The organism is Opitutales bacterium (assembly GCA_013215165.1).
Taxonomy (GTDB): Bacteria; Verrucomicrobiota; Verrucomicrobiia; order Opitutales; family JABSRG01; genus JABSRG01.
The window spans coordinates 1-22,357 of sequence record JABSRG010000061.1 but is presented as its reverse complement, the minus strand read 5'-3'; the positions used below and the strand labels follow the sequence as shown (position 1 = coordinate 22,357).

The 22,357-nt window shown below is 51.9% G+C and carries 18 protein-coding genes; all 18 read left to right on the top strand.

The annotated features are described in order from the left end of the window. Positions 1 to 234 precede the first annotated feature (234 nt). The 18 genes from HRU10_12560 to HRU10_12475 all read left to right on the top strand — a co-directional run bounded on the left by HRU10_12560 (position 235) and on the right by HRU10_12475 (position 22,323). Complete coding sequence (locus HRU10_12560) at positions 235 to 639, top strand: Abi family protein (protein NRA28065.1); 405 nt, start codon at positions 235 to 237, stop codon at positions 637 to 639. A gap of 12 nt (positions 640 to 651) precedes the next feature. Next, positions 652 to 1,137, top strand: a complete 486-nt coding sequence (locus HRU10_12555) for an Abi family protein (protein NRA28064.1) — start codon at positions 652 to 654, stop codon at positions 1,135 to 1,137. A 117-nt stretch (positions 1,138 to 1,254) separates the two neighbouring features. Then, complete coding sequence (locus HRU10_12550; GenBank protein NRA28063.1) at positions 1,255 to 1,572, top strand: hypothetical protein; 318 nt, start codon at positions 1,255 to 1,257, stop codon at positions 1,570 to 1,572. Positions 1,573 to 1,647: 75 nt separating this feature from the next. Next, positions 1,648 to 3,036, top strand: a complete 1,389-nt coding sequence (locus tag HRU10_12545) for a hypothetical protein (protein NRA28062.1) — start codon at positions 1,648 to 1,650, stop codon at positions 3,034 to 3,036. 27 nt (positions 3,037 to 3,063) lie between these two features. Beyond that, complete coding sequence (locus HRU10_12540; protein NRA28061.1) at positions 3,064 to 4,050, top strand: MoxR family ATPase; 987 nt, start codon at positions 3,064 to 3,066, stop codon at positions 4,048 to 4,050. A gap of 1 nt (position 4,051) precedes the next feature. Further along, positions 4,052 to 5,782: a hypothetical protein gene (locus HRU10_12535; protein NRA28060.1), complete on the top strand. Its 1,731-nt coding sequence runs from the start codon at positions 4,052 to 4,054 to the stop codon at positions 5,780 to 5,782. A 20-nt stretch (positions 5,783 to 5,802) separates the two neighbouring features. After that, the gene (locus tag HRU10_12530) at positions 5,803 to 6,750 is read left to right on the top strand and encodes an ABC transporter ATP-binding protein (GenBank protein NRA28059.1); all 948 of its coding nucleotides are present in this window, start codon (positions 5,803 to 5,805) and stop codon (positions 6,748 to 6,750) included. Continuing rightward, complete coding sequence (locus HRU10_12525; protein ID NRA28058.1) at positions 6,747 to 7,508, top strand: hypothetical protein; 762 nt, start codon at positions 6,747 to 6,749, stop codon at positions 7,506 to 7,508. Before HRU10_12530 ends, HRU10_12525 begins: the two co-directional genes overlap by 4 nt. Before the next feature lie 42 nt (positions 7,509 to 7,550). Continuing rightward, positions 7,551 to 8,174: a hypothetical protein gene (locus HRU10_12520; protein NRA28057.1), complete on the top strand. Its 624-nt coding sequence runs from the start codon at positions 7,551 to 7,553 to the stop codon at positions 8,172 to 8,174. A gap of 42 nt (positions 8,175 to 8,216) precedes the next feature. After that, the gene (locus tag HRU10_12515; protein ID NRA28056.1) at positions 8,217 to 8,990 is read left to right on the top strand and encodes a hypothetical protein; all 774 of its coding nucleotides are present in this window, start codon (positions 8,217 to 8,219) and stop codon (positions 8,988 to 8,990) included. Next, a complete protein-coding gene (locus HRU10_12510) occupies positions 8,968 to 9,666 on the top strand; it encodes a DUF58 domain-containing protein (protein ID NRA28055.1) in 699 nt (232 codons plus the stop codon). The genes HRU10_12515 and HRU10_12510 overlap by 23 nt, the downstream gene beginning before the upstream one ends. Before the next feature lie 201 nt (positions 9,667 to 9,867). After that, the gene (locus HRU10_12505; GenBank protein ID NRA28054.1) at positions 9,868 to 11,601 is read left to right on the top strand and encodes a BatA domain-containing protein; all 1,734 of its coding nucleotides are present in this window, start codon (positions 9,868 to 9,870) and stop codon (positions 11,599 to 11,601) included. Next, a complete protein-coding gene (locus HRU10_12500; protein NRA28053.1) occupies positions 11,601 to 14,144 on the top strand; it encodes a VWA domain-containing protein in 2,544 nt (847 codons plus the stop codon). The genes HRU10_12505 and HRU10_12500 overlap by 1 nt, the downstream gene beginning before the upstream one ends. Before the next feature lie 144 nt (positions 14,145 to 14,288). After that, a complete protein-coding gene (locus HRU10_12495) occupies positions 14,289 to 15,692 on the top strand; it encodes a Mur ligase (GenBank protein NRA28052.1) in 1,404 nt (467 codons plus the stop codon). Positions 15,693 to 15,804: 112 nt separating this feature from the next. Next, positions 15,805 to 17,025 (top strand): UDP-N-acetylglucosamine--LPS N-acetylglucosamine transferase, encoded by a 1,221-nt coding sequence (locus tag HRU10_12490; GenBank protein NRA28051.1) that lies wholly within the window; start codon positions 15,805 to 15,807, stop codon positions 17,023 to 17,025. Beyond that, positions 17,003 to 17,734, top strand: coding sequence for a hypothetical protein (locus tag HRU10_12485; GenBank protein NRA28050.1), 732 nt, complete (start codon positions 17,003 to 17,005; stop codon positions 17,732 to 17,734). The genes HRU10_12490 and HRU10_12485 overlap by 23 nt, the downstream gene beginning before the upstream one ends. 403 nt (positions 17,735 to 18,137) lie before the next feature. Continuing rightward, the gene (locus tag HRU10_12480; protein ID NRA28049.1) at positions 18,138 to 20,930 is read left to right on the top strand and encodes a hypothetical protein; all 2,793 of its coding nucleotides are present in this window, start codon (positions 18,138 to 18,140) and stop codon (positions 20,928 to 20,930) included. Between the two features lie 115 nt (positions 20,931 to 21,045). After that, positions 21,046 to 22,323: a hypothetical protein gene (locus tag HRU10_12475; GenBank protein NRA28048.1), complete on the top strand. Its 1,278-nt coding sequence runs from the start codon at positions 21,046 to 21,048 to the stop codon at positions 22,321 to 22,323. The last annotated feature ends 34 nt before the right edge of the window (positions 22,324 to 22,357 follow it).

Genomic DNA, 22,357 nt, shown 5'->3' with positions numbered 1-22,357 from the left:
CGCGCCACCTACATCGAAAGTCAAGAATGGCTCAAAGAGGCCGCATGACTCCCCGCACCTCTGGTCACACCCTTCCTAGCTCTTTTAATTTAAAAGGACTTGCCAAAACGACGTTGGTTTGTTTCTTTATTCTGTAACATACGCGCCGTGCCTCTCGTCCGCTAGAAGGATGCACATCATGGGCGCGTTTTTTTTTGTCCGCTTTCTAGAGAGTTTTCTAAATTCTACTGCGCCATGCAGGATGCCTACAACAAGTTATGGAAGTCTATTCCTGAGCAGCTTCAAAAGCTTCAACTAGCGAGATTGATTATCGAAGATGTAGCCGAGGCAGAGAATTTTCTGCGACATTTGAATTACTATCGGTTCAGTGGTTACGGTCTACCGTTTGAAGTCAAACGTCATCACTATATTGACGGCACTACATTCCTACAAATCCGTAGGGCTTACGAATTCGACCGCGCACTACGAGATCTGGTCTATGAAGCTATGGAAGTAATTGAGCTCGATGTTAGAACGTCGATAGCCTTCACGTTTGGTGAGAGCTACGAAGCATTTGGGCATATTCATCCTTCAAACTTTAATAAGAGGTTTCGGCATCGGGATTGGCTACAAAAGCTGCACAAGCAAACTGAGGCTTAACAAGAAGTATTCATTCGGCACTTTGAAAGAAAATATTCAGATTATCCAAATCTTCCGATCTGGGTAGTCACCGAGATTTTGTCCTTTGGTAGTCTTTCAATGATGCTCAAAGGTCTCCATAAAAAGGACCAAAAGCGAGTCGCTCACCGTTACGGTATGCAGCCAGAGACTTTCATCTCCTGCCTTCACCACATTGTATATGTGCGTAATATTTGTGCACACCATGCACGCCTATGGGATAAGATTTGGGCGGTAAAACCTCAGTTGCCTTTCGGAAAGGCATGGCGATCGCCATTACTCCCATCTAACAGGAACTTGTTTGCGAGCTTGCTCTTGCAAAATTGTCTTCTGAGTTCCTGTGACGCTGAACGTGTATTTGTCGCTGGATGGCGAGATCGTATCGAAAACCTTGTGATGAACCAATTGCCCGAGTGCCCCAACGCGCTGGGTAAAATGGGTCTGACGAAAAACTGGACGGAGCATCCGCTGTGGATATAATGATACAGTCCTTCTCTTAATGGCAGAGAGAACGAACTGAGACCATTGATCGCACTGAATATTTTGCCTTGATTCAGGGGCAGATCAGATAAGCTGTTGGAAACCGATTTAAAGACTATGGATTTCTTTTTCTCTACACGCACGCCGCTGGCCCGTCTGCCGTTTGCAATTCGTCTCGTCATTGTCTTGCTTGTGGGCACGGGGATTTCCTACTTGGCGTTTAAAGCGGGCTATAAGTTTCTGCACTTCACGGAGGTGGGCGTCTTTTTCGCGATTATCACTGGATCGATCACGGCATGGACCGCGCTTGTGCAGGTCATCCGGCGCCTGCGCGATCTCGACATTCACGCGATCTTCTTCTTTGTCCCGATCTACAATTTATTCCTGCTGGTGTTGGCTTTTGTAAAGCCGGGTAAGCTGGAAAAACCAGCTTGAGATATTTTTTGCGGAGTATCTTCGGATTTCCCCTTGAGTTCCCAGGCAAGCTGAGTCTCGATGCTGGGAACGTTGATGACCCCCGACGAAAAATTTTGGCTCAGCGAGGCTCGAAGAGTTTCACTCTTGGTCAATGCTCAATCCTGGTTTGAGCGTTCGCTTCCTTGGCTCGCTGGGGTGCACGTCTGTGCTGCGATCGCCATTTTAGGGTCGCATCGGAGCAATGCTTCGGTTTCTCCATCGATCGCTCTTATTATCGCAATAGCTTGGTGTCTGGTATGGTGTGTTGTTTTGATCCGCTTGTGGCGAAGTCGCTTGCGTCCCACCGATGCGCTCGCGCGCTTAGAGGTCCACCACCAACTCCATGGACAGCTCAGTAGTGCCTGGCTTGGAAAAGCTGACTGGCCGCGCGCGCGGGGCCGCAGATTTCCCTACAGGTATCATTTTCAATCCAATCAAGCGCTGCTTGCTGCGAGTATTCTCCTTCCGCTCATCGCTGGATGGATACCGATCAAGCAGGCCCAAGGGGATGCTCCACTTCCGTCAGAGCTGCCGCCTGATCTTCTTGCGATTGAAAATACTTTGGAGTCACTCGAGGCAGAGCCGCGTATCGATGCAGCATCTCTGGAGACTTTTCAGAAACAGCTTGATCAGCTTAAAGGAGATGACCCGTCTGATTGGTACGATCAAAGTTCATTGGAGGCAGCCGATGCTTTAAAAAGTGAACTGGAGCACCAACTGTCATCGCTGAGCCAGGCGCTGAGTGATGCCGAGAAGGCTTTGAGTGAGTTAGAGCGCATGGGAGACGATATGCGCATGCAACCGGAGTCGGCGCGCAATCAGGCGGCGGAGGCAATAAATCGTCTTTCGGATGAGTCGCTTGCATTCCAAGAACCGCTCTTGCAACAACTGCAAGAAGCCATGGAAAATCCGGCGGCTAGCCTAAGCCAAGAACAAATGGAGCAACTGCGCGAAAGTATGCGTGACACCCGCGAGACGGCGCAGAGTCTTTCAAATATCGGGCGACTCCAACAGCTCTCTCAGGAGCAACTGAAGGAAATAATGGAGGGAATGCAGCCGGGGCAAGGTGGCTCGGGCAATAAGGGTGATGGGCAGTCTTCCTCTACCGGCGAGGAAATGCAGGAAGGCACGCGCCTGGGTGGCGTAGGACGAGGCCCTGGCGATGCTCCCTTGCTGTTCAATGTAGATGGACTTCCCTTTGTGCCGGAGACCTTTGAGGGGATCTCAAATTCAGACATGTCTACCGCCAGCCCGGGCGAAACGCTTCAGACCGTCATTACCCGCCCCAATCTCAATGCCGACGAACCCGTCGATGATTCGATCCTGGAGGGAGGGCCATCGGAAACAACATCCGCTGGGGGCACGGCTACTTGGCAACAAATTCTAACGCCTCAGGAAAAGGAACGCCTCGAGCGTTTTTTTGACCGCTCTGAACCAAACTAGATCACCTTATATTCCCACGCATTCATCATGTCAGCATTCCAAGAACTGAACAAATCTCTGAATACACATATCCTTGGTCAGCCAGCGTTGATTGAATCGGTCGTGGTTGCCCTCGTGGCGGGTGGACACGTCCTGTTGGAAGGATTGCCTGGTCTAGGGAAAACTGAGCTCATAAAGACGCTCTCGGCGCTAAGTGGGCTGGAGTCCCATCGGGTGCAGTTTACCCCCGATTTACTCCCCGGAGATATTGTGGGGAGTGCCATGGTGCAGGAGCGCGACGGTGAGCGCGTCTTCGAATTTTCTAGAGGGCCGGTGTTTACTCAGATTCTGCTCGCTGACGAAATAAACCGCGCTTTACCGAAAACTCAGGCTGCTCTGCTGGAGGCGATGCAGGAACGCTCCGTCACCGCGATGGGAGAGACATTTCCTTTGCCGGAGCCGTTTTTTGTGTTTGCAACGCAGAATCCGATCGATCTCGACGGCACGTATGCGCTCCCGGAGGCGCAGACGGACCGTTTTCTCTTCAAGCTCGATGTGTTTCAGACAGACACCGAGACTTTGGAAGAAATCATTAATAATCGGTCTGGCGCGGAGGCCGATCTGCCAGTACCCGTCGTGGATGCAACAGCGATTTTGTCGGCGAGAAAGGAGGCTGAGGCCGTATTTATCCCGCCGACAGTCGTCTCTTACATAGCCCGATTGGTGAATGCGACGCACGACTCGGCGCATGCGATTCGTAAGTATATTCGTTTCGGAGCGAGTCCGCGTGCGGCCATAGGTTTGGCTAAGGCAATTCGGGCTCGGGCTTGGATCGCTGGTCGCAAACATGCGGGGATCGAAGACGTTCAAGCGCTCGCCAAAGCTGTCTTGCGGCACCGCCTGATCCTGAGCTACGAGGCTCGGTTGGAGAATCTGACCACGGACCAGCTCGTCGATCAGCTTATAGAGGACGTACCGACTGAGGCCGCTACGGTGCCCAGTGCGCTGACAGCAGCCAAACTCGATTCTAATTAACATGGGGGTTACTAAAAAATTTCTGGGCTATATCTGCCTGTTGTGTCTGGGTAATTCGCTTTTTGGGCAAAACACCTTCAGTCCTCCGATGGAGGATGGTGCCCAGGCAAAGGTTCGTATTATTTCGATCTATGAGAATGCGATGCCTAAAGCCGGACATGTCCCGTTCATTATCGAGATCACCAACGCTTCAAAGGCTCGAGCCGTTTATCGTGTTAATTCAACAGCGCTGGCAGGTCACATTGGCCGAGATGGAGTCAACAGTCAGTTGATAGCTGAAATTGAAGTTGAGGGGCGCTCCAGCGTCCGTCGGGAGATTTATGTGCCGGTTTCTTTCAACGAGAAGACAACGTTCTCACAGACCCGGCTTAGCCTGGAAATCCGTGGGCCGGGGATTGATGGAGTTGGGCTCGTCTCGCTGTATGATTCTGTTTCTGCCGATCGCGAGACAACGCATGTATATTTAGCCTCTCAACGAGCAGACCGCCTTCTGACGCTGAATTATACCAATTCTAACTATTCCGATCGTAGCACGGAATTCCAGAAGGCCGTTTACTCTCCGCGTTATTTACCTACTCAGGCGGCTGGCTATGAAAGCTTGGATGGCTTTGTTCTAATTCATTCTGATTGGCCGGAGATTCCCGTTGAGTCCCAAGAGGCGCTTCTCGATTGGGTGGGCTGGGGCGGTCAGATTTTCTTTATGGCCACGCCGAATCAGGATGCGCCTCCGTCTAGTTTGCGTCGGCTGGGTATCAGTTCGGAGCAGAGAAAAGTGAACCGGGGCGCGGGGACAATCGCGTATGTGTCTCTCGGGGATTCCTTCGCGAGTCGCTCGCCTGTTGCAGACAAGGCAACCAGTTTTGGATGGCTGGGTCGTTGGGCTGATGTCATCGACGCAGACCCAGTGACGATCAATGCACTGATGGTGATTGTGTTCATGGTCGCTTTTGCTGTCATCATCGGTCCCTTCAATCTTCTCAAACTGGCTCCGCGTAAAAATCGCTTCCGTATCTTTGTCACGACTCCCATCATTTCTTTGGTGGCGAGCTTGATTCTGGGAGCTGTGATCCTTCTGGGTGATGGCATCGGGGGGTACGTTTTAACACAGCAAATCACTTTTTATGACTCGGATCGCGGCCGCTTGTTAACGCGCCAGTCTTACCTGGCGCGTGCTTCTTTGCTCCTGGATAGCAGCGTTTCTATACCCCAGGAGAGTCACTTATTGCCTCGAAAGGTGGGCAGCGCGGTTACCCTTGATGAGAACTTTATCGTAGACGGCCCTATCCACCAGGGAGACTACCTATCCAATCGAAGCTGGAATGGTTTGGAGATGATCCATGTGGAGCCTACCCGTAGCGAAATTCGTATCACTTGGAGGACTGGTCTCGGTCCCATTCTGTTTTCGAGTATGGATACCGTCATCGACGATATCGTTTATCGAGAGAAAGATACCGAGAACGTGTGGCGTGCACGCGATGTGCGGCAGGGACAATCGGTCGAAATGGAAAGGATCGATCTCGCTGAGTTGAGGCGATTCAGATCTGCCGCGCTGAGAGAATCGAATGGGAACTCCGATGTATCGGCGATTCTCGATAGACTCCTCAAACCTGGAGACGAGGACCGTTTTGTGGCACTGGTCGAGCCTATTTCTGAGGTGCCGCGCCTAGAGCTGAGTAATTTGAAAGAGAAAGAGTCTTACGCCGTGCTTTACGGAAAGCCCGTGTTGCCATGAACCCTTCAACATCAGAGACGATCATGGATGCCGGTCCAGCAGTTCAAGTGAACCAGCTCCGCAAACGATTCGGTGGTGTTCAGGCTTTGGACGGAGTCAGCTTCGAAATTCTCCCTGGGCAAGTTGTGGGGTTTATCGGAGCGAATGGGGCTGGGAAAACCACGACGATGCGGATTTTGGCTACCCTAGACAGCTCCAGTGCGGGTCAGGCCTTTGTCTGTGGCTATAGTGTTCACTTACAATCCTCTGAAGTCCGCAAGCGTATCGGTTGGATGCCGGACGCCTACGGGACTTACAAAAACACCTCTTGCTTGGAGTATCTCGATTTTTTCGCACGTGCCTATGGATATGCCGGTGCTGAACGGGAGAAGCGTGTGCAAGATGTGGTCGATTTCACGGAGCTGGGTCCTCTCGTGGATCGCCCGATGACGGGGCTATCGAAGGGACAAGCGCAGCGCCTGTGTCTCGGTCGTACGCTCCTCCACGATCCTAAGGTGCTGATTTTAGATGAGCCCGCAGCTGGCTTGGATCCCAAGGCACGTATCGAATTTAAAAATCTGGTGCGTATTCTGTCCCAGCGGGGAAAGACGATTTTGATCAGTTCGCATATCCTCTCCGAGCTATCGGAAATGTGCGATGCGTTACTCTTTATCGATAAAGGTAAAATCATCCGTTCTGGATCGGCGGATTCCTTGGATGATGAGGCCGAGACAGAGTACTCGGATATCGAGATTCGTCTGGAATCCCTGAATGAAGAGGCCGCGGCCTACCTACAACAACGCCACACAGGTTTTTCTCTGCATGAGACGCTCAAGGATGGATTTGTTATGCGGGGTCCCCGGATGGAGCACGCTGAGCGGGCTGAAATACTCAAAAACCTAGTCGAACAAGGTTTTCCTATTTACCACTTTGAGCAGCGTCGCAGGAAGCTCGAAGATGTCTTTATCGACACGCTAAACCAGCAATGAACACGGCGCTTTACCAGCATACTGAGGCCCGAGCCGATTGGCTCAACCCCATGACAGTAAAGGGTCTGCGCAGAGTCCTGAATGGCTGGGTGTTCTCGCTTATTTTCAACGGTCTGCTGGTTCTGGCGCTCCTGTTCATTTTAGCTAGTTTAGCTACTCCGGGGGGAATGGAGTCCTTATATTGGGGTGGTTCGGAGATGTTGCTATTGATGATAGACGGGTTGCTTATCTATCCACTGTGCATCGCTGCTTTTCTGTTTCTCCGACAGGAGCTCAAGCGTGAATCGCTGGATTTACTCATCGTATCCCCAATCAGTGATCAGAAGATCTGTCGCGGGGTGTGGCAGAGTGTGTTTTCCATATATTTGTTATATTTCTGTGTGTCACTGCCTGTCCGTGTGGTCCTATATTTCCTAGAGGGTTTCGACCTCGTGATACATCTCGTCAGCTGTATCCAGACGGCCGCGACCACTGCTGGCTACATCGGTCTGGCGGTTTTGATGGCTTTGAAGAACGGCTTTGGGGAGAGGCTGGTGGTCTTTATTGGATACAGTATCTTCGTGAGCATCGTCGGTGGCATATTGGGGTTGATCGGAATGGGCCTTATGGGCGGAATGTCGTCGGTTACAGTGACTCAGTCCGAAATCGCGTCCGCGATTGCTTGGTTAATCGCAGGGGCACTCATGGTGAGGGCGACCCTCTATTCCGCATCGGAACATCTCGGGCGACGCACCCATCCCGCCATGCACATGCGCTAATCCAAGACGCCTTTCTTTATAGATCTGTCCTTATTTCTCTTCATGGCTCAAGCAAACTCACCATCACAGTCGATCCCCATAGCACGGGCACCTGACTTCTTTCACCCGAGTCTGGTGAAAGAGCTGCGTCAGAGTCTGAAGTCGCGCTCGTTCGTTTTGCCGGTAACGGTGTTTTTGGTGCTGCTGAGTCTTATCATGCTTTTTGTCGTGACCGAGTATGCGCGTCGGGGTTTTGTGGACTCGGGGGCTTGGGAATTCGCTGTTTTCATTATCGGCGTCTACTTTCTATTGGTCGTTCCCAACGCTCCGGTCTCAAGTGTGAACGAAGACGTAAAGGCGGAACAAATGGATCTCATTCGCCTGACACAATTGAGTGCATGGGACTTCGTTATGGGGCGCTGGCTGGTCTCGGTGTTCTATGCTTTTTTCTATTTTTCTCTGTCTATTCCTTACCTGGCGCTACGCTATTTACTGGGTGACTATAGTTTGGTTATGGGCCTGCAGATCTTATCGTTCATGGCCCTGGGTGGGTTGGTTTTGAGCGCTCTAATGTTGGTATCTGCCCTGACAAACAAGAAGGGAAAGACTGTGGGTGTATCGGTCATTTTTGGGATACTAGCTCTCTATGCTGTCTCTAGCATCGTTGGGTTTACAGGCGTCTTTTGACCTTCCTCAGGTGATTGGGTCGGTTTCATTCTATTCGGATGCATGGCGGTAGTTTTCTTTTTGTCTGCGGCTGCTAATTCCCTGGCATCCCCTCCAGAGCGTCGATCTTTACCTGTCCGTTTTTCGGGTGCAGTGCTGTTAGTCATGACGCTGTATGCGGCGGTGAGTTCGATATCCGCCGATATGGTAGCCGTGCTTTCGCTTGCGTTATTACCGGCTGTTGTCTATCGGGTTTTTTCTGAGATGTCTCATCTGCCTTCTGAGATGATCCTCAAGTCGAGGGCAGGGCCGGGGAAACTTTCGATCTTCCGCAGAATAGCAGACTATCCCGGCTCGGGCTATGGTTACCTTTATGTGATTTTAGCCTATTTCGCAGTGGCAGGGGCAGTTCCTTTTATTAGTAATAAGGATTTGATGAAACTCTTACCTCTGACCGCGATGGTGGGAGTCTGCGGTGCATTGCAGTGGGCTCATTTGCTACGGGCAGGGGTGGATATCAAGGGCAAGCGTAGTATGTCATTCTTAATGTCCTGTGTGATTGTCTCTCTGGTCAACGTCGTGATCCTGGTGGCGACGGTTATTGTCAATGAGACCAGTCGTGGTGGAAACTACGAGGCGATGATGTCCTGGGTGCCGTTCGTATTCATTGCTTCATGCCTAGATGGAGGGCCTATATCCGCAGGCACCCCTTTTGCAGTGACGCAGTTCATCATTACATCCATGCTTTGCCTGTGGCTGGCCCTTCGGCAGATCGGTCGGCTAAAACAGGAAGAGGAGCGATTGTCCGTTGATCATGCCCGTATCCAAGCCAGTTGACGTCTTCGAATCGGCGGTGCCCTGGGGTATTGAGCTGTCTCGTGTCTGGCGGATTGGCCAGTTTGGGCGGCGTAGACTGGAGCGGAATGGATCGTTTCAAGACCAACGTGCGGGGAGTTCGACGGAGTATTTAGATCAGCGCGTGTTCTCACAGGGCGACAGTGTGCGGCACATTAATTGGCGTGTCTTTGGGCGGACGGATCAGCTGATGGTGAAGCTATTCCACCACGAGGCGGCTCCCAAGCTTGACCTGGTCCTCGATGTTTCCAAATCGATGACTTGGATTGCCGAGAAATGGGAGCTGGCTGCTAAGCTCTGGGCCTTGTTTGGTGCGCTCGGTGACAAAGCAGGCTCACAGGTTTCTGGGTATCTTCTCAGCGGAGAGGATCTTCAGCAAACTCGCTGGCAAGAACCGCAAAAGGCTTTTGAAGCGATTGAAACGGATGGGACTGGACTAGGGGCACTGCGTCGTGTGCCTTGGCAAAATCAGTCACTGCGCGTGATTATCAGTGATCTGTTGTTTCCAGGGAGTCCAGCGGGTCCCCTCGATCTCGCTGCACGAGGCTCGGAGTCTACGGCTTGGCTCGTGCCCGAGTGTCCGCAGGAGGCCGATCCGGGGTGTGAGGGTAATGTCGAGTTTGAAGACTGCGAGGGTGGGAAGCTGGCGACGCATTAATGTGATCACACTTTTTGGAGGCGCTACCGGGAGCGCTATGATGCGCACTTCCGCGCTTGGCAGATCGAACAGGAGCGCCGCGGCGGGCAACTGGTTCGGGTCTCTACGGCCCATCCCCTTGAACAATCCCTTGCTCGCCTATTTGCGCCTACAGCCCTACTCGATCCTGCCTGATTTTTACCCAACAGCCTCTACTCGATTGTGTCCTCACTTTTCCTTCAGAACCCCTTGGGCTTATGGGCCTTGAGTGCACTCCCGGTATTGGTGGCGATTCATTTTTTTCGCCGTCAAGCTAGGCGTGTACAGGTGTCTACTCTGTTTCTCATTCAGGAGCCGGAACGTGTGACTCAGAAGGGGGCGCGGTGGACGAAATTTGAGCAGTCGCTCCCGTTTTGGCTGCAATGCTTGATCGTTTTGTTGGCAGTATTGTGGATTTCCGAGCCCCAGATTGTGGCTGAGAACCAGCGGATAAGAGTCGCCTTAGTGATGGACACCTCCGCCTCGATGGGGGCTTATCGCGTTGAAGCGAAACAGGGCGTAACGGATCTACTGGATGGGCTACCTTGTTTGATACCAAAGGAAATCGGCTTATTCGCCTCCAATCCTGAGGGGGGTGCTCTGGGTTTTGCTGCCGACAGGCGATCTGCCCTTTCGGTTTTAGTAGAGGATTGGCATCCAAATCGTGCAAACCATCAACCGGTAGACATGCTCGAAGTTGCACGCCAGTGGGTTGGCCGGGATGGTCAGGTGATCTTTGTTACGGATCGCATCGATGTTGAGATGGCAGAGGGTGTGGATCGCTTGGCTGTGGGTGTCCCGTTGGGGAATGTCGGCTTTGTTTCTCTCGACGTGGAGCCTTCGGGCGTCTGGGAAGCGCTTGTGAAAAATTTCGGCTCAGAACCGACTGAGCGCACATGGTGGATGGAGGTCGATGGTGTAGAAACGACGCGGCGGGACATTTCGATTCCCGCGGGTGGCACGATGCGTCTCCGCGGGCAAATTCCGATGGAAGCGGAGATGCCGCGCATCCATCTTTCGGAAGATGTCCTGAGTATTGATAATGTCTGTCCCGTTGCACTGCCGCTACGCGACCCCATTTCTACTCGCCTCAGCTTAAGTGAGCCTAATTTGGAAGTTTGGAAGAGTATAGCGGTCGGTTTTCCAGAATTGGTAGCCGCCGAAACACATAACGCTTTACTTTGGATTACCGATGTAGCCGTTGCCGAAAATGCGCGTGCTCGGGTTCAATTCCTACCGCCGCTGGATAGTGCATTGAGTTCGGATTGGAGCCGCGGCCCGTTTATCCGTGAGGCTCACGCCCTGACTCAAGATCTGAGTCTCGGCGGGCTCATAGCCCGATTTGGCGCATCGACTCTTGAGGTTGATGGCACAGCTACTTCGCTCTTTCGAATGGGTGCAGATTCCGTGGTGCTTCACAGCCCTTATCCCAAGAGTCTGCTACAATTTAACTGGTCTCTTGCCTTCTCAAATATGGATCAGCATCCGGGCTCATTGCTACTTTTGGTGCGCTTCTTAGATCAATTGGCTATCGATCATGGACTTGTGCGATCGGGAAACTATCTAACGGGTGAGTCGCTCCCATTGGCTCGGACCACAGAGCGCCCCGTGATCGAAGTATCTTCCGTTGACGGGTCGCATCTTTCTAAAGATGCCTCACCTTATCGGGCACCGAGCCTGCCCGCTCATTTTGTGGTCCGTTCTGGAAATGAGGTCGTGCACTCTGGAGCGAGTCAGTTCTTCGAGATCCCCGAACTAGATCTAAGTCAGTCCGCTTCGAGTCCATCATTTCCAATTGATTGGCAATCGCAGGTGGAGACAGAAGCAGGCAATTTAGCGGGTTGGCGTCTATTGCCTGGGGTGATTCTCGGCCTGCTTTTACTCTCCTGGTGGCTGATCCATCGAGATCCGAATTGATGATGCGCTTTGACTACCCCGAATGGTTTTTGTTCACCGCAGTCGTTGCGGTGCTCGGTTGGCGTTTTCCTTCGCTACGCCTGCGCCGGCCCTCCCGTCTCGTCCTTCTCCTCCTGTTGACGCTTATCTGGACGGGCTTGAGTCTGCGCATGCCAAGTGGGGCTCTTCATCTTTGGGTCTTGATGGATAAGTCCGACTCCATTCGAGACGTCACTGCGCGTAACGATGACGAATGGTTGGATATCATCGAAGGAGCGCAGCCCCGCGATGCGCATTTGCATATCATTGATTACGGTCAGCGCATTATCGAACGGGGTTTGGAGCCAGCCATATTTCCCGAAGAAGCCGGGAGTGAGACGCGTTTGCGTGCAGCTCTTCAGCAGGTTCTATTTCGCAGTAATCCTGATGATGCTCACCGGGTTCTGATTATCTCGGACGGGTATGCGACGGATAATCCTTCAGATTTGATCCAACCCTTTGTTGAGCGCGGCATACCCGTTGACTTTCGTTTCGCTCGTGCGGCGACCGTTGATGACTTAGCGGTTGTTTCGCTGGATGGACCGCAGTCACTTCAAAGCCGTGAGGCGGTCATCATATCGGGGAGTGTCAATGGGCCTGAAGGCAGCATGTTTGATTACGAGTTTCGCCGTGACGACACTGTCATTGCTGCAGGTAGTGAAGTTATTCGTGATGGCCGCGTATCCTTACGGGTAGCAGATCGTCCGTCTCAGGGAGGGGTGTTTCGATATCAGCTCCGTGTGAACAGCCCAGACGACCCTACTCTTGGCAATAATGAACGATCATTCTGGATGCGGGTGGACTCGCCGCCGCGTGTGCTACTGTTAACGTCTTTTGAGAATGATCCGGTGGCTATTCTTCTGGAAGGGCTCGATTTTCCGGTAGACGTGGCCAGCCCACAGTCAGTTCCTGAACCAGCTAAACTGGCCGGCTATCGTCTGGTAATTCTCAACAATATCGGTGCCTCTACCTTAGGGGAGTCGTTCATGAATGAGCTCAACGCCTGGGTGCAAAAGCAGGGAGGTGGACTGCTCATGATTGGGGGTCGGCGCAGTTTTGGCACCGGCGGCTATTTTGAATCGCCCCTGGATGAGGTGTTGCCTGTATCCATGGAAACGCGTGAGGACCACAAGCGCCTAGCCGTGGCCATGTCGATTGTTTTGGACCGTTCGGGCAGTATGGGTGCGTCTGTGGGCAATGGGATGAGCAAAATGGATTTGGCCAACAGCGGATCTGCTGCCGCGGTCGATTTACTTAGTGATTACGATGCGATCAGCATCTTTGCCGTCGATAGCACACCGGATATGGTGGTGCCGTTGACGCAGGTGGGACGCCATCGATCTGAAATAATTCAGCGAGCTGCAAGCGTGGCTGCGGGCGGTGGGGGTATTTTTGTTTACGAAGGACTCGCTGCCGCTTGGCAATCACTTCAAAAGAGCACGGCGGGTCAGCGCCATGTGATCTCGTTCTCCGACGCTGCGGACTCGGAACAGCCGGGAGACTATAAAAACCTGATTTCGGAAATGCGCGCGGGCAAAACGACAATCAGTGTGATCGCGCTCGGCCGCGATACGGATGCGGATGCGGATGCGGCATTTTTGAAAGACATTGCCATTCGAGGTGAGGGTCGGATCTTTTTCAGTGAGCAGCCTAGCTCGTTACCTGCGATTTTTTCCCAAGAGACGGTGGCAGTAGCCCGTTCTGCGTTTGTCGAAGAATACACGCCGCTTGTAGCGAGTGCTGGATGGTTCGAATTGGCACAGTCTGATATCCAATGGCCTGAGCTGATTTATGGCTACAACTTGAGCTATGTTCGCGATGGGGCTTCGAGTGCAGCTCGTTCCGGTGATGAGTCAGACGTGCCTTTACTCGCGTTTTGGAATATCGGCAGTGGTCGTTCAGCAGCGCTCACATTTTCCTTCTCTGGTGAAGACGGAGCCTTTAATCGGCAGTGGCCTCAAGCGGGGGAAATGTTGGTAACTACAGCGCGCTGGTTGATCGGACAATCGCATCTGGACGGCGTGTTGCTGCGCAGTCGGCTCGATGGTAATGACTGGCTTATTGACCTGCATTACGACGTGGAGTGGGCGCGCCGCATCGACCAGCAGCCTCCGGTTATTCAGACGAAGGAGGCGGGCGAGGTCCTGATTCAAGAACATACCTGGACGCGTCTGGAAAGGGGGCGCATGCGGGTGCGGATACCTGTAGAAGCGGGAAAGACGCTCTCGGGCGTGGTCGCAGTCGAAGACACGATACTTCCGCTGAGTCCCGTGACCGCTAGTATGGACGCAGAATGGGCGCGCGATTCGCGAGGGCCAAAACGCTTGGCGCAATTGAGTGATCAAACAGAAGGACATGAACGACTTCGACTGGATGAAGCGTGGCAACCCATCCAGCGTTCACAATGGATGGAGCTTGATACCCCGTTGATGATAGCAGCCTTAGTTGTTTTTCTGCTGGACGCTTTGCTGACGCGCATAGGGTCTATTCGTGCGCTGCGAGCTGAGTATGGAAGAAGCGCCTGAGAATATAGCTTCTTAGTCCTGTCGCAAAATGTATGATTGCCTAAAGATCAGTTTCTAATACCTATCCGTGATCTGACTTTGGGCTGCTTCTCAACATATCATTGGCGCGAAATCTGACCCATTTCTGGATAGTTTCTTTTGGGCATGAGGATCTTTTTTATTGGGATTTGTGGCGCGGCTATGGGGAATGTGGCCTGCTGCCTACGGCGTTTGGGGCATGAGGTAGCCGGGTCGGATGCGGGTGTGTATCCGCCGATGTCTACCGTCCTGGGTTCGAGTGAAATCGACGTATTTGAGGGCTTTAGCTCGGAGGAAATGCTTGGTTGGAAACCCGATCTTGTGGTCGTGGGTAATGCGGCTTCGCGGGATAATGAGCAGCTGGAGTATTTACTGAGTCACCGTGGAATCGAGTTTGTCTCTCTGCCTCAGGTGATCGCGCGCTTTCTTCTTGGGAAGCGTCCGCGTCTGGTGATCGCGGGGACGCATGGTAAGACGACGACTACCGCCGCGGCTGCTTTTGCGTTCAAGTCTCTTGGGATCGAAGCAGGTTATCTTGTTGGCGGTGTGCTTTATGATTTAGAAACGGGGACAGACTATGGCGATGAGGCGCAGCCGTTTGTGATCGAGGGGGATGAGTATGACTCGGCTATTTTTGATAAGCGCAGTAAATTTCAGCATTATTTCTCTGAGGTTTTTGTGATCGGAAATCTGGAGTTTGATCACGGAGATATTTTTCACGATTTAGCCGACTATCTGCGCTCCTTTCGTCATGCGGTACGCTTGATTCCGCGCGAGGGGACTCTTCTGATCAACGGCGACGATGCTTCTTGTCGTGAACTGGCTGATTCAGCTTTTTGCACCGTGCTGACTGTGGGCGTCGGGGACGGGAACGATTTCCAGATCCAAGACTTTGAGGATTCTCCGAGAGGCTCATGTTTTATTGTGAGTGATGGAAAGGAAAGGCTGAGCTGTAATCTGAGCCTCAATGGTTTGTTCAATGCGCGCAATGCAGTCATGGCTGCGGTCGGCGTGGATCGGGTGGCGGCGGATGGCGTATCGTGGACCCAAGCTTTATCTACTCTATCTCAGTTCCGCGGGGTAAAGCGTCGTATGGAGCTGCGTTTCGACGAGGATGAGGTTCGGGTTTTTGAGGATTTTGGCCACCATCCCAGTGCTGTTGAAGCGAGTCTTGCTTCTTTGCGCGAGCGATTTCCAGACAGCCAGATCTGGGCGGCTTTTGAACCGCGGAGTAACACTACGGTGACGCGTCGATTTCAAGCTGAGTTTGAGGCAGCTTTCTCTTTGGCTGATCGCCTGGATGTAGCTCCGATTTTTCGTGCCGAACGTATCCCGCCCGAGAATCGACTCGATGCCGATGCTTTGGCTGGAGCGGTTCAGCATGGCTGTGCTTGGAGCGATTGGGAGCGATTTCAAAACGAGCTCCCTGAGGCATTTGCGGGTGCGCCAGGAAAGCGTTTGATCGTATTTTTCTCTAATGGCTCTTTCCAAGGCTTGATCGAACGTATGACAAAAGCGTTGAGTTTCTGAGATAGGACACTTTTAGTGCATTGTGGAAAGAAGAATTCTCCCTGCTCAGTTTCCTCTTGTTAACCGCCGACTGGCGCGAAACGACGGACGTTGTTCCTGATCTATTCGCGCTATGACCGAGAACAGGTCTTCTTCTGCTAAAACTCAAAAGGTGTTGGTGCTCTCGTCCAGCACAGGCGGTGGCCATGACATGCGCGCCAAAGCCCTAAAGACGTGGGCAGAATCCTGCGATGGTGGGAAGCACCTCGGCCTAGACGTAACCATTCACCAAGCCTTGGAGACCACGAGTCAGGTCTACCGTTTTGGAGTCTGGCTCTACAACTGGATTCAACGATTTTTTCCCTTTCTTCATCATATCTACTTTAATTACCTGGAATGGTTTAGTCCGGTGCGTCGGGCTCGCAGCATTATTGGAGGCAAGGGATTTCAGGAAATCGTTCGGGAGATCCATCCCTCCGTTATCGTGAGTACGCATGCACACTTGAACCATGGTTTTTTCGATCTCGCTAAGGAAGTGACAGGTAAAGACAGCTGTCGCTTTGTGACATATTGTGGCGAATTGTTTGATACCTATGGGTTCAGCAAGCATTGGGTGAATCCAGAGGTAGACCTCTTTATCGGTGCGGTTCGTGAAACGGGTCGTGGTGCCGAGCGTATTGGTGTTTCTCAGGATAAAAATTGGACCGGAGGCTTTCTGCTCAAGCCCCAGTTCTATCAAAAGCCGATGTCAAAAAAAGAGCGGCATGATTTTATCGTGAACCGCCTGCGTTTAGATCCCAATAAGTTTATCCTCGTTTTGGCGACGGGTGAGAACGGTGCAAACAACCACATTAAATTTCTCGAACAGCTTGAAAAAGCCGAACTCCGGCCCCAGGTCGTAGCGATGTGTGGACGCGACCATGATACATTTAAGGATGTGTTGATCTGGGCTGCTGAGCATCGCGAGTGGACGGTGCGCACTATAGGCTATTACGATCGTATACACTTATTACTTCAAGTGGCCTCGGCCGCTGTCTTGCGTCCGGGCACTGGGACGACCAGTGAGGCGATCATGTGTGGTTGTCCCATCATATTTAACACCGTCGGAGGCATCATGCCTCAGGAACTGATCACGGTAGAATATTTTATCCGGAATTTTAGTTGGCCCCGCCCGGTGGGGCGTCCCCGGAGCCTGCCTAACCGCGTGCGACGTTGGATTGAGAAACCGGAAGAGTTGAGGAAGGCTCGTAAGACTATGGAGTCGATTCGTCCAAAATCGAGTCCTGTCCAAATCTTAAAGCGTCTCCGCGATCTCGCCGACGAGACAAGCGATGATTACCTCCCCCGAGGCTGAGCAGCGGTTGCGCGTTCTGTTGGGCCTGCATGCGGGATTACCAGGGCTTTTGAGTGCTTGGTCTGATTTTTCGAGGCGCTCTCTTTCTGTTCGAGTTAAGACGCCCGTAGGTTCTGCTCACCTAGGCGCGGAGGCCGTTAAGCCGCTCAATCTGAGTTTTAGCTCAGACGCTAAATTTTTGGGTTTTTTAGAGCGTGGATCAGTCTCTTTCTCGCTAGGTCTGGCTTTGCGAACGCCGCTACAGCTCTTCTCATTTGCGGCTACCGCCCCTAAGGTTCAACGGTTTCTCCTGGCTGATGAACTTGAGCAGCTGAAGAGCGATTCTGAAATTGAAAGACATATTCGGCTGAATATTGAAACCGGTTGGAGAGGCCTGAGTGTGCTTCGCGATCACGATTCAGCGTCTGCTGCTCGGTCGCAGCCGTTGATCGGCGAGACCTTCTCTTTTGGTCTGGCAGGGGAATCAAAGCCTTGGTTGAAAGCAAAGCTCTTTGGCTCTGGTCAGGTCGATTTTAAAACTTCAGACTTTCCGGCTGTTTCTATCCGTTTCCGTGACCTCTCGACAGCTTTTGCCGCGGTCCATAATCAATCGATTTCTGCTGCGGCAGTTGCGAAAGAAGATATTCAAATCTCGGGCCGTGCCGATCTGGCTGATGTACTCAGCGCCCTGTTGCATCGTGTAGATTTCTTACTGAAGCCTCGGAAGTGAATAGAGATATTCAGTCCTGCCGGGTTTTTACTTCCACTGAATTTGTTATGCCCTAGATTCCGGTTTGAGATGGAAGATTATATCTATAAAGAATTGGGGAACGGGTGTGACCAGAAGAGCGGGGCATACTGAGGTTTAGTAGGGTGATCGCGAGAGCGATTGCCTTCGTGCGGATCAAAGTTCAAGTCAAGCAATGGCTGTCGCCATCACTCTACGCTTCTAATCTGAGCTCAAAATCAGTTTTTCGGCAAAGCTTGGATGTTTAGTAGTATCGGAAAGGCCCTGTTAAAGCTGATTTCAAAACTACGTAAAACGCTTCGACAGCGTGACGCTTTTTAGCTTATCAACGGTTTCAGCAAATAATCATGTGCACCGGGTCTCGGTGCGTTCATGCTGTTTGCCAATGATTAGTGATATCCAGATCGATCCTCTTTTCTCATCTTCAAAATTTATATGGGCGGCGGACCATGGCGCGGCGAGGAATCAGTATGTGAGCTTTTTCCGGGAAGTGACTCTCGGGGAGGATTTGGAGCTGACTATACATCTTTTTGCTGACACGCGGTATCGTTTGTTTGTAAACGAGCAATTTGTTGGTTACGGGCCTGGGAAGTTTGTGACGCAGTTTGCGGAGTTTGATACTTTCGGCTTAGCCCCCCAATTATCACGCGGTGCCAACCTGATTCGAGTGGAGGTCAATTTCTATGGGACGGCGTCTTTTCAGTCGATGCCGGATGGTCAGCCTGGATTTATTGCAGCAGGCGGGCTCGCTGATGGATCGATTTCGCTGGCGACTCCAGGTGACTGGAGAGCGCGTGTGCACGCGGCATGGTCAGCCGAGGCGGTAGCATTCAGTTTTGCTCAAAATCCTGCTGAGATCTGTGACACACATGTTCTGCTAGATGAAATAGATTCGGGTGCCGATCGAGAAGTGCGCGTACTCGAACCCTATGAAACCCCGTGGGATACACTACGTGCGCGTTCGGTGCCATATCCAACATACCAGGCTGTAGAACCGGCTGAGTTGGCTTCGGCGGGCCCATCAGCCTTTGATCGCGACGTTTATGCGGTGGCGAGTCACCACATAGATTTTCTGAAAATCAAATACGCCCGTGGGAAGAATAAACGAATCATGTATCGTCAGTTTGTTTCTTGGATTTATTCTCCTGAAGACCAGGTGGTCGTCGTCGATTCGCACTGGAGTAAGATGGCGCTCAACGGTCAAATCCTTGAGCTGGATCTCGCCACACCTTTGGGAAACCATGGGACGTATACTTTTGATTTGAAGCAGGGCTGGAACGGGCTGTCTGGGGCTTTTGGCATCGTCATTGAGTATGATACTTTCCTCCTGGGATGGCAGAAGAGCGCAGGCCTCACTATGAAGGCGCTTCCTAATTTTGAAGAAACGGCTCCCTGGGCATGGTCGCCACTTATGTATGAGTTGAGTATCATCCCTCTCCCAGAAGCGGAGAAATATGAGATCCCATTGGGCTGGGTGCGGGAGGATCAGGACTTATATGCCACGGCTCCTGCTCGTCTTATGGCATGGGAACGGATGGAAGACTCCAAAGTAATTCGTGATCTGCCTTATCACCGTTTCCAGGAGGCTACAACGATTCGAGCGAAAACAGGTATTTGGAATTTTGATTTCAAAGAACAGTTCTATGCCATTCCTGAGATCGAGGTAGAGGCGCCGGCGGGTTCTATTCTGGAGATAGGGTATGACGATTGGCCCCACCCAGATGGCGGTGTGCACTTGTATAATTCAAATCCGATGGTGCATTCCGTGGATCGTTTTGTTCTCAGAGGAGGGCGACAAACTATTACTTTAGGTAATCCACGGGGTGGTATTTGGGTCGAGGTGGTGATACGCGCGGCGGGAACTGCAGATTTAAGCCTGCACAGTATACGCATGCTGTCACGTCAGGTGCTTTTAAATGAGGCTCGGGTGGCGCAATTTTCTTCCGGCGATGCTGACTTTGATTGGGCATGGGATAAGAGTCTGCACACTCTGGAGGCGGGCACTGATGACGCTTATTCCGATTGCCCATGGCGGGAGCGCGGCACCTACGTTGGAGATAGCCTAGTCAATTTGCATTTACACGAGCAGGTTTCAGCGGATTTTTCGCTGGCCCGGCGCACATTTCAAATGTTTGGCGAAGGACAGCATGTGGACGGTGAGATGAAAGGTAAATTACCTTCGGTTATTCCAGCCTGGCTTCGTGACGACCATGAAGATTATACGCTTATCTGGGTCATTGGGCTCAGGGACTACTGGATGTATACTGGGGACCTTAGTTTGGTTGAGGAAATGTGGGATCGGGTGTTGAGACTCTGGGAGAGTCCAGCTTGGTTGATGAATTCAAAGGGGTTGCTCGATCTTAGTGCAGAGCGCCTCTCCAGATGTTCTATTGATTGGGGGAAAGATGGAAAACAAAAGCAGGGTAAAAGTCATTTAACGGTCAACATGTTTCGCCTGGAAGCATTGAAGGCCACAGTTCAGATGGCAGAGCTCCTGGAAAAGCATGATCTTGCTAGATTTTTCTCAGACCAAGTTAAGGCTACTTCGGAAGCCCTGTTACGTGTTCTCTGGAACGAGGAATTGGGCAGGTTCAATCAAGCTGAAGACGACGCTAGCTTGCCCATTCATGGCAATGTTTTAGCACTCGCTTTTGGCTTGGGCCCTAGCGGACGTATCTTGGGGTTTTTGGAACCGTATCTTCGTTCAAACTTCGAGCGTGGTATCCGAGACGAGAAGCCTTATCTGGAGCTATACTTCCAAAGCTATCTTTATCCAGCACTCGCTAAGATGGGGCGCGGGGATTTAGTGGAGTTGATGATTAGGCAACACTACGGCTTTCTGCGCAGCTTGGGTAAGCCCACTTTGAACGAATGCTTTGGGCGTGCCTACAGAGGTGTGGGCAGTTGTTCTCACAGCTGGAGTGGGGCTGCGGGGATTTATATTCATCGTTTTATTATAGGTCTTAGGCTTGTTGAAGCGGGTAGGCCTAATCATTTGATTCTGGATCCAAAAACGACAACCATTGATTCTATATCGGCAGTGCTCCCTCGTCAGGACGGTCAAATCCGTATTCAGTGGACGCGCACTGCAGAGGGTATCATTGAAGCGAAAGTCGAGAAGCCATCGTCTGTGACAATTGAGTTTGCGGACGGAGTGGTATTGGCGAGACCCTGTTGAAGCCGATTTCAAAACCACGTAATACGCTTCAAAAGCTCGACGCAGTTTATCTGATTAACGGTTTTATCAAAAATTCATGTGCACCGGAGTTCGGTGTGCTCATGCTGTATCCGCAATGATTAGTGATACCCAGATCGACCCCCTTTTCTCATCGTCGGAATTTATATGGGCGGCGGGCCATGGCGCGGCGCGGAACCAGTATGTGAGCTTTTTTCGTGAGGTGACTCTTGGGGAAGATCTGGATCTGACCATACATCTCTTTGCTGACACGCGGTATCGTTTGTTCGTCAACGAGCAATTTGTTGCCTACGGGCCTGGGAAGTTCGTGACGCAGTTTGCAGAGTTTGATACGTTCGCCTTAGCTCCCTACGTATCACACGGTACCAATTTGATTCGAGTGGAGGTCAATTTCTATGGAACGACGTCTTTTCAGTCGATGCCGGATGGTCAGCCTGGATTTATTGCAGCAGGGGGTCTTGCAGATGGGTCGATTTCGCTGGCAACGCCGAGTGACTGGAGAGCGCGCGTGCACACGGCATGGTCGGCTGAGGCGGTAGGATTCAGTTTTGCTCAAAATCCTGCTGAGATCTGTGACACACGTGCTCTGCTGGAGGAAATAAATTCGGGTGCGGATCGAGAGGTGCGCGTGCTCGAACCCTATGAAACCCCATGGAATAGGCTGCGCGCGCGTTCGGTGCCCTATCCAACATACCAGGCTCTAGAACCGGCTGAGCTGGTTTCGGCGGGCCCATCAGCCTTTGATCGCGATGTCTATGCGGTTGTGAGTCACCACATAGATTTTCTGAGATTTAGATATGCCCGTGGGAGGGGAAAACGATCTATGAGTCGTCAGTTTGTTTCGTGGATTTATTCTCCTGAAGACCAGGTTGTTGTTGTGGATTCGCATTGGAGTAAGATGGCGCTCAACGGTAAAATCCTCGAGCTGGATCTCGCCACACCTTTGGGAAACCACGGGACGTATACTTTTGATTTGAAGCAGGGCTGGAATGGCCTGTCTGGAGCCTTTGGTATCGCCATTGAGTATGATACTTTCCTCCTTGGATGGAAGAAGAGCGCCGGCCTCACTATGAAGGCGCTTCCTAATTTTGAAGAGACAGCTCCATGGGCGTGGTCGCCACTTATGTATGAGCGGAGCATCATACCTCTTCCAGAAGCGGAAAAATATGAGATCCCGTTGGGCTGGGTACGGGAAGATCAAGACTTATATGCCACGGCTCCTGCCCGTCTCATGGCATGGGAACAGGTGGACGAATCCGAAGTCATTCGTGATTTGCCTTACCACCGTTTGCAAGAGGCCACAACGATCCGAGCGAAAACAGCTATTTGGAATCACAGCCATCCCATAAGGCCTGATGGCGGAGATCAGGGGTGAGTATTGATCGGCTGTAGCGGTTGATCGTGTCTAT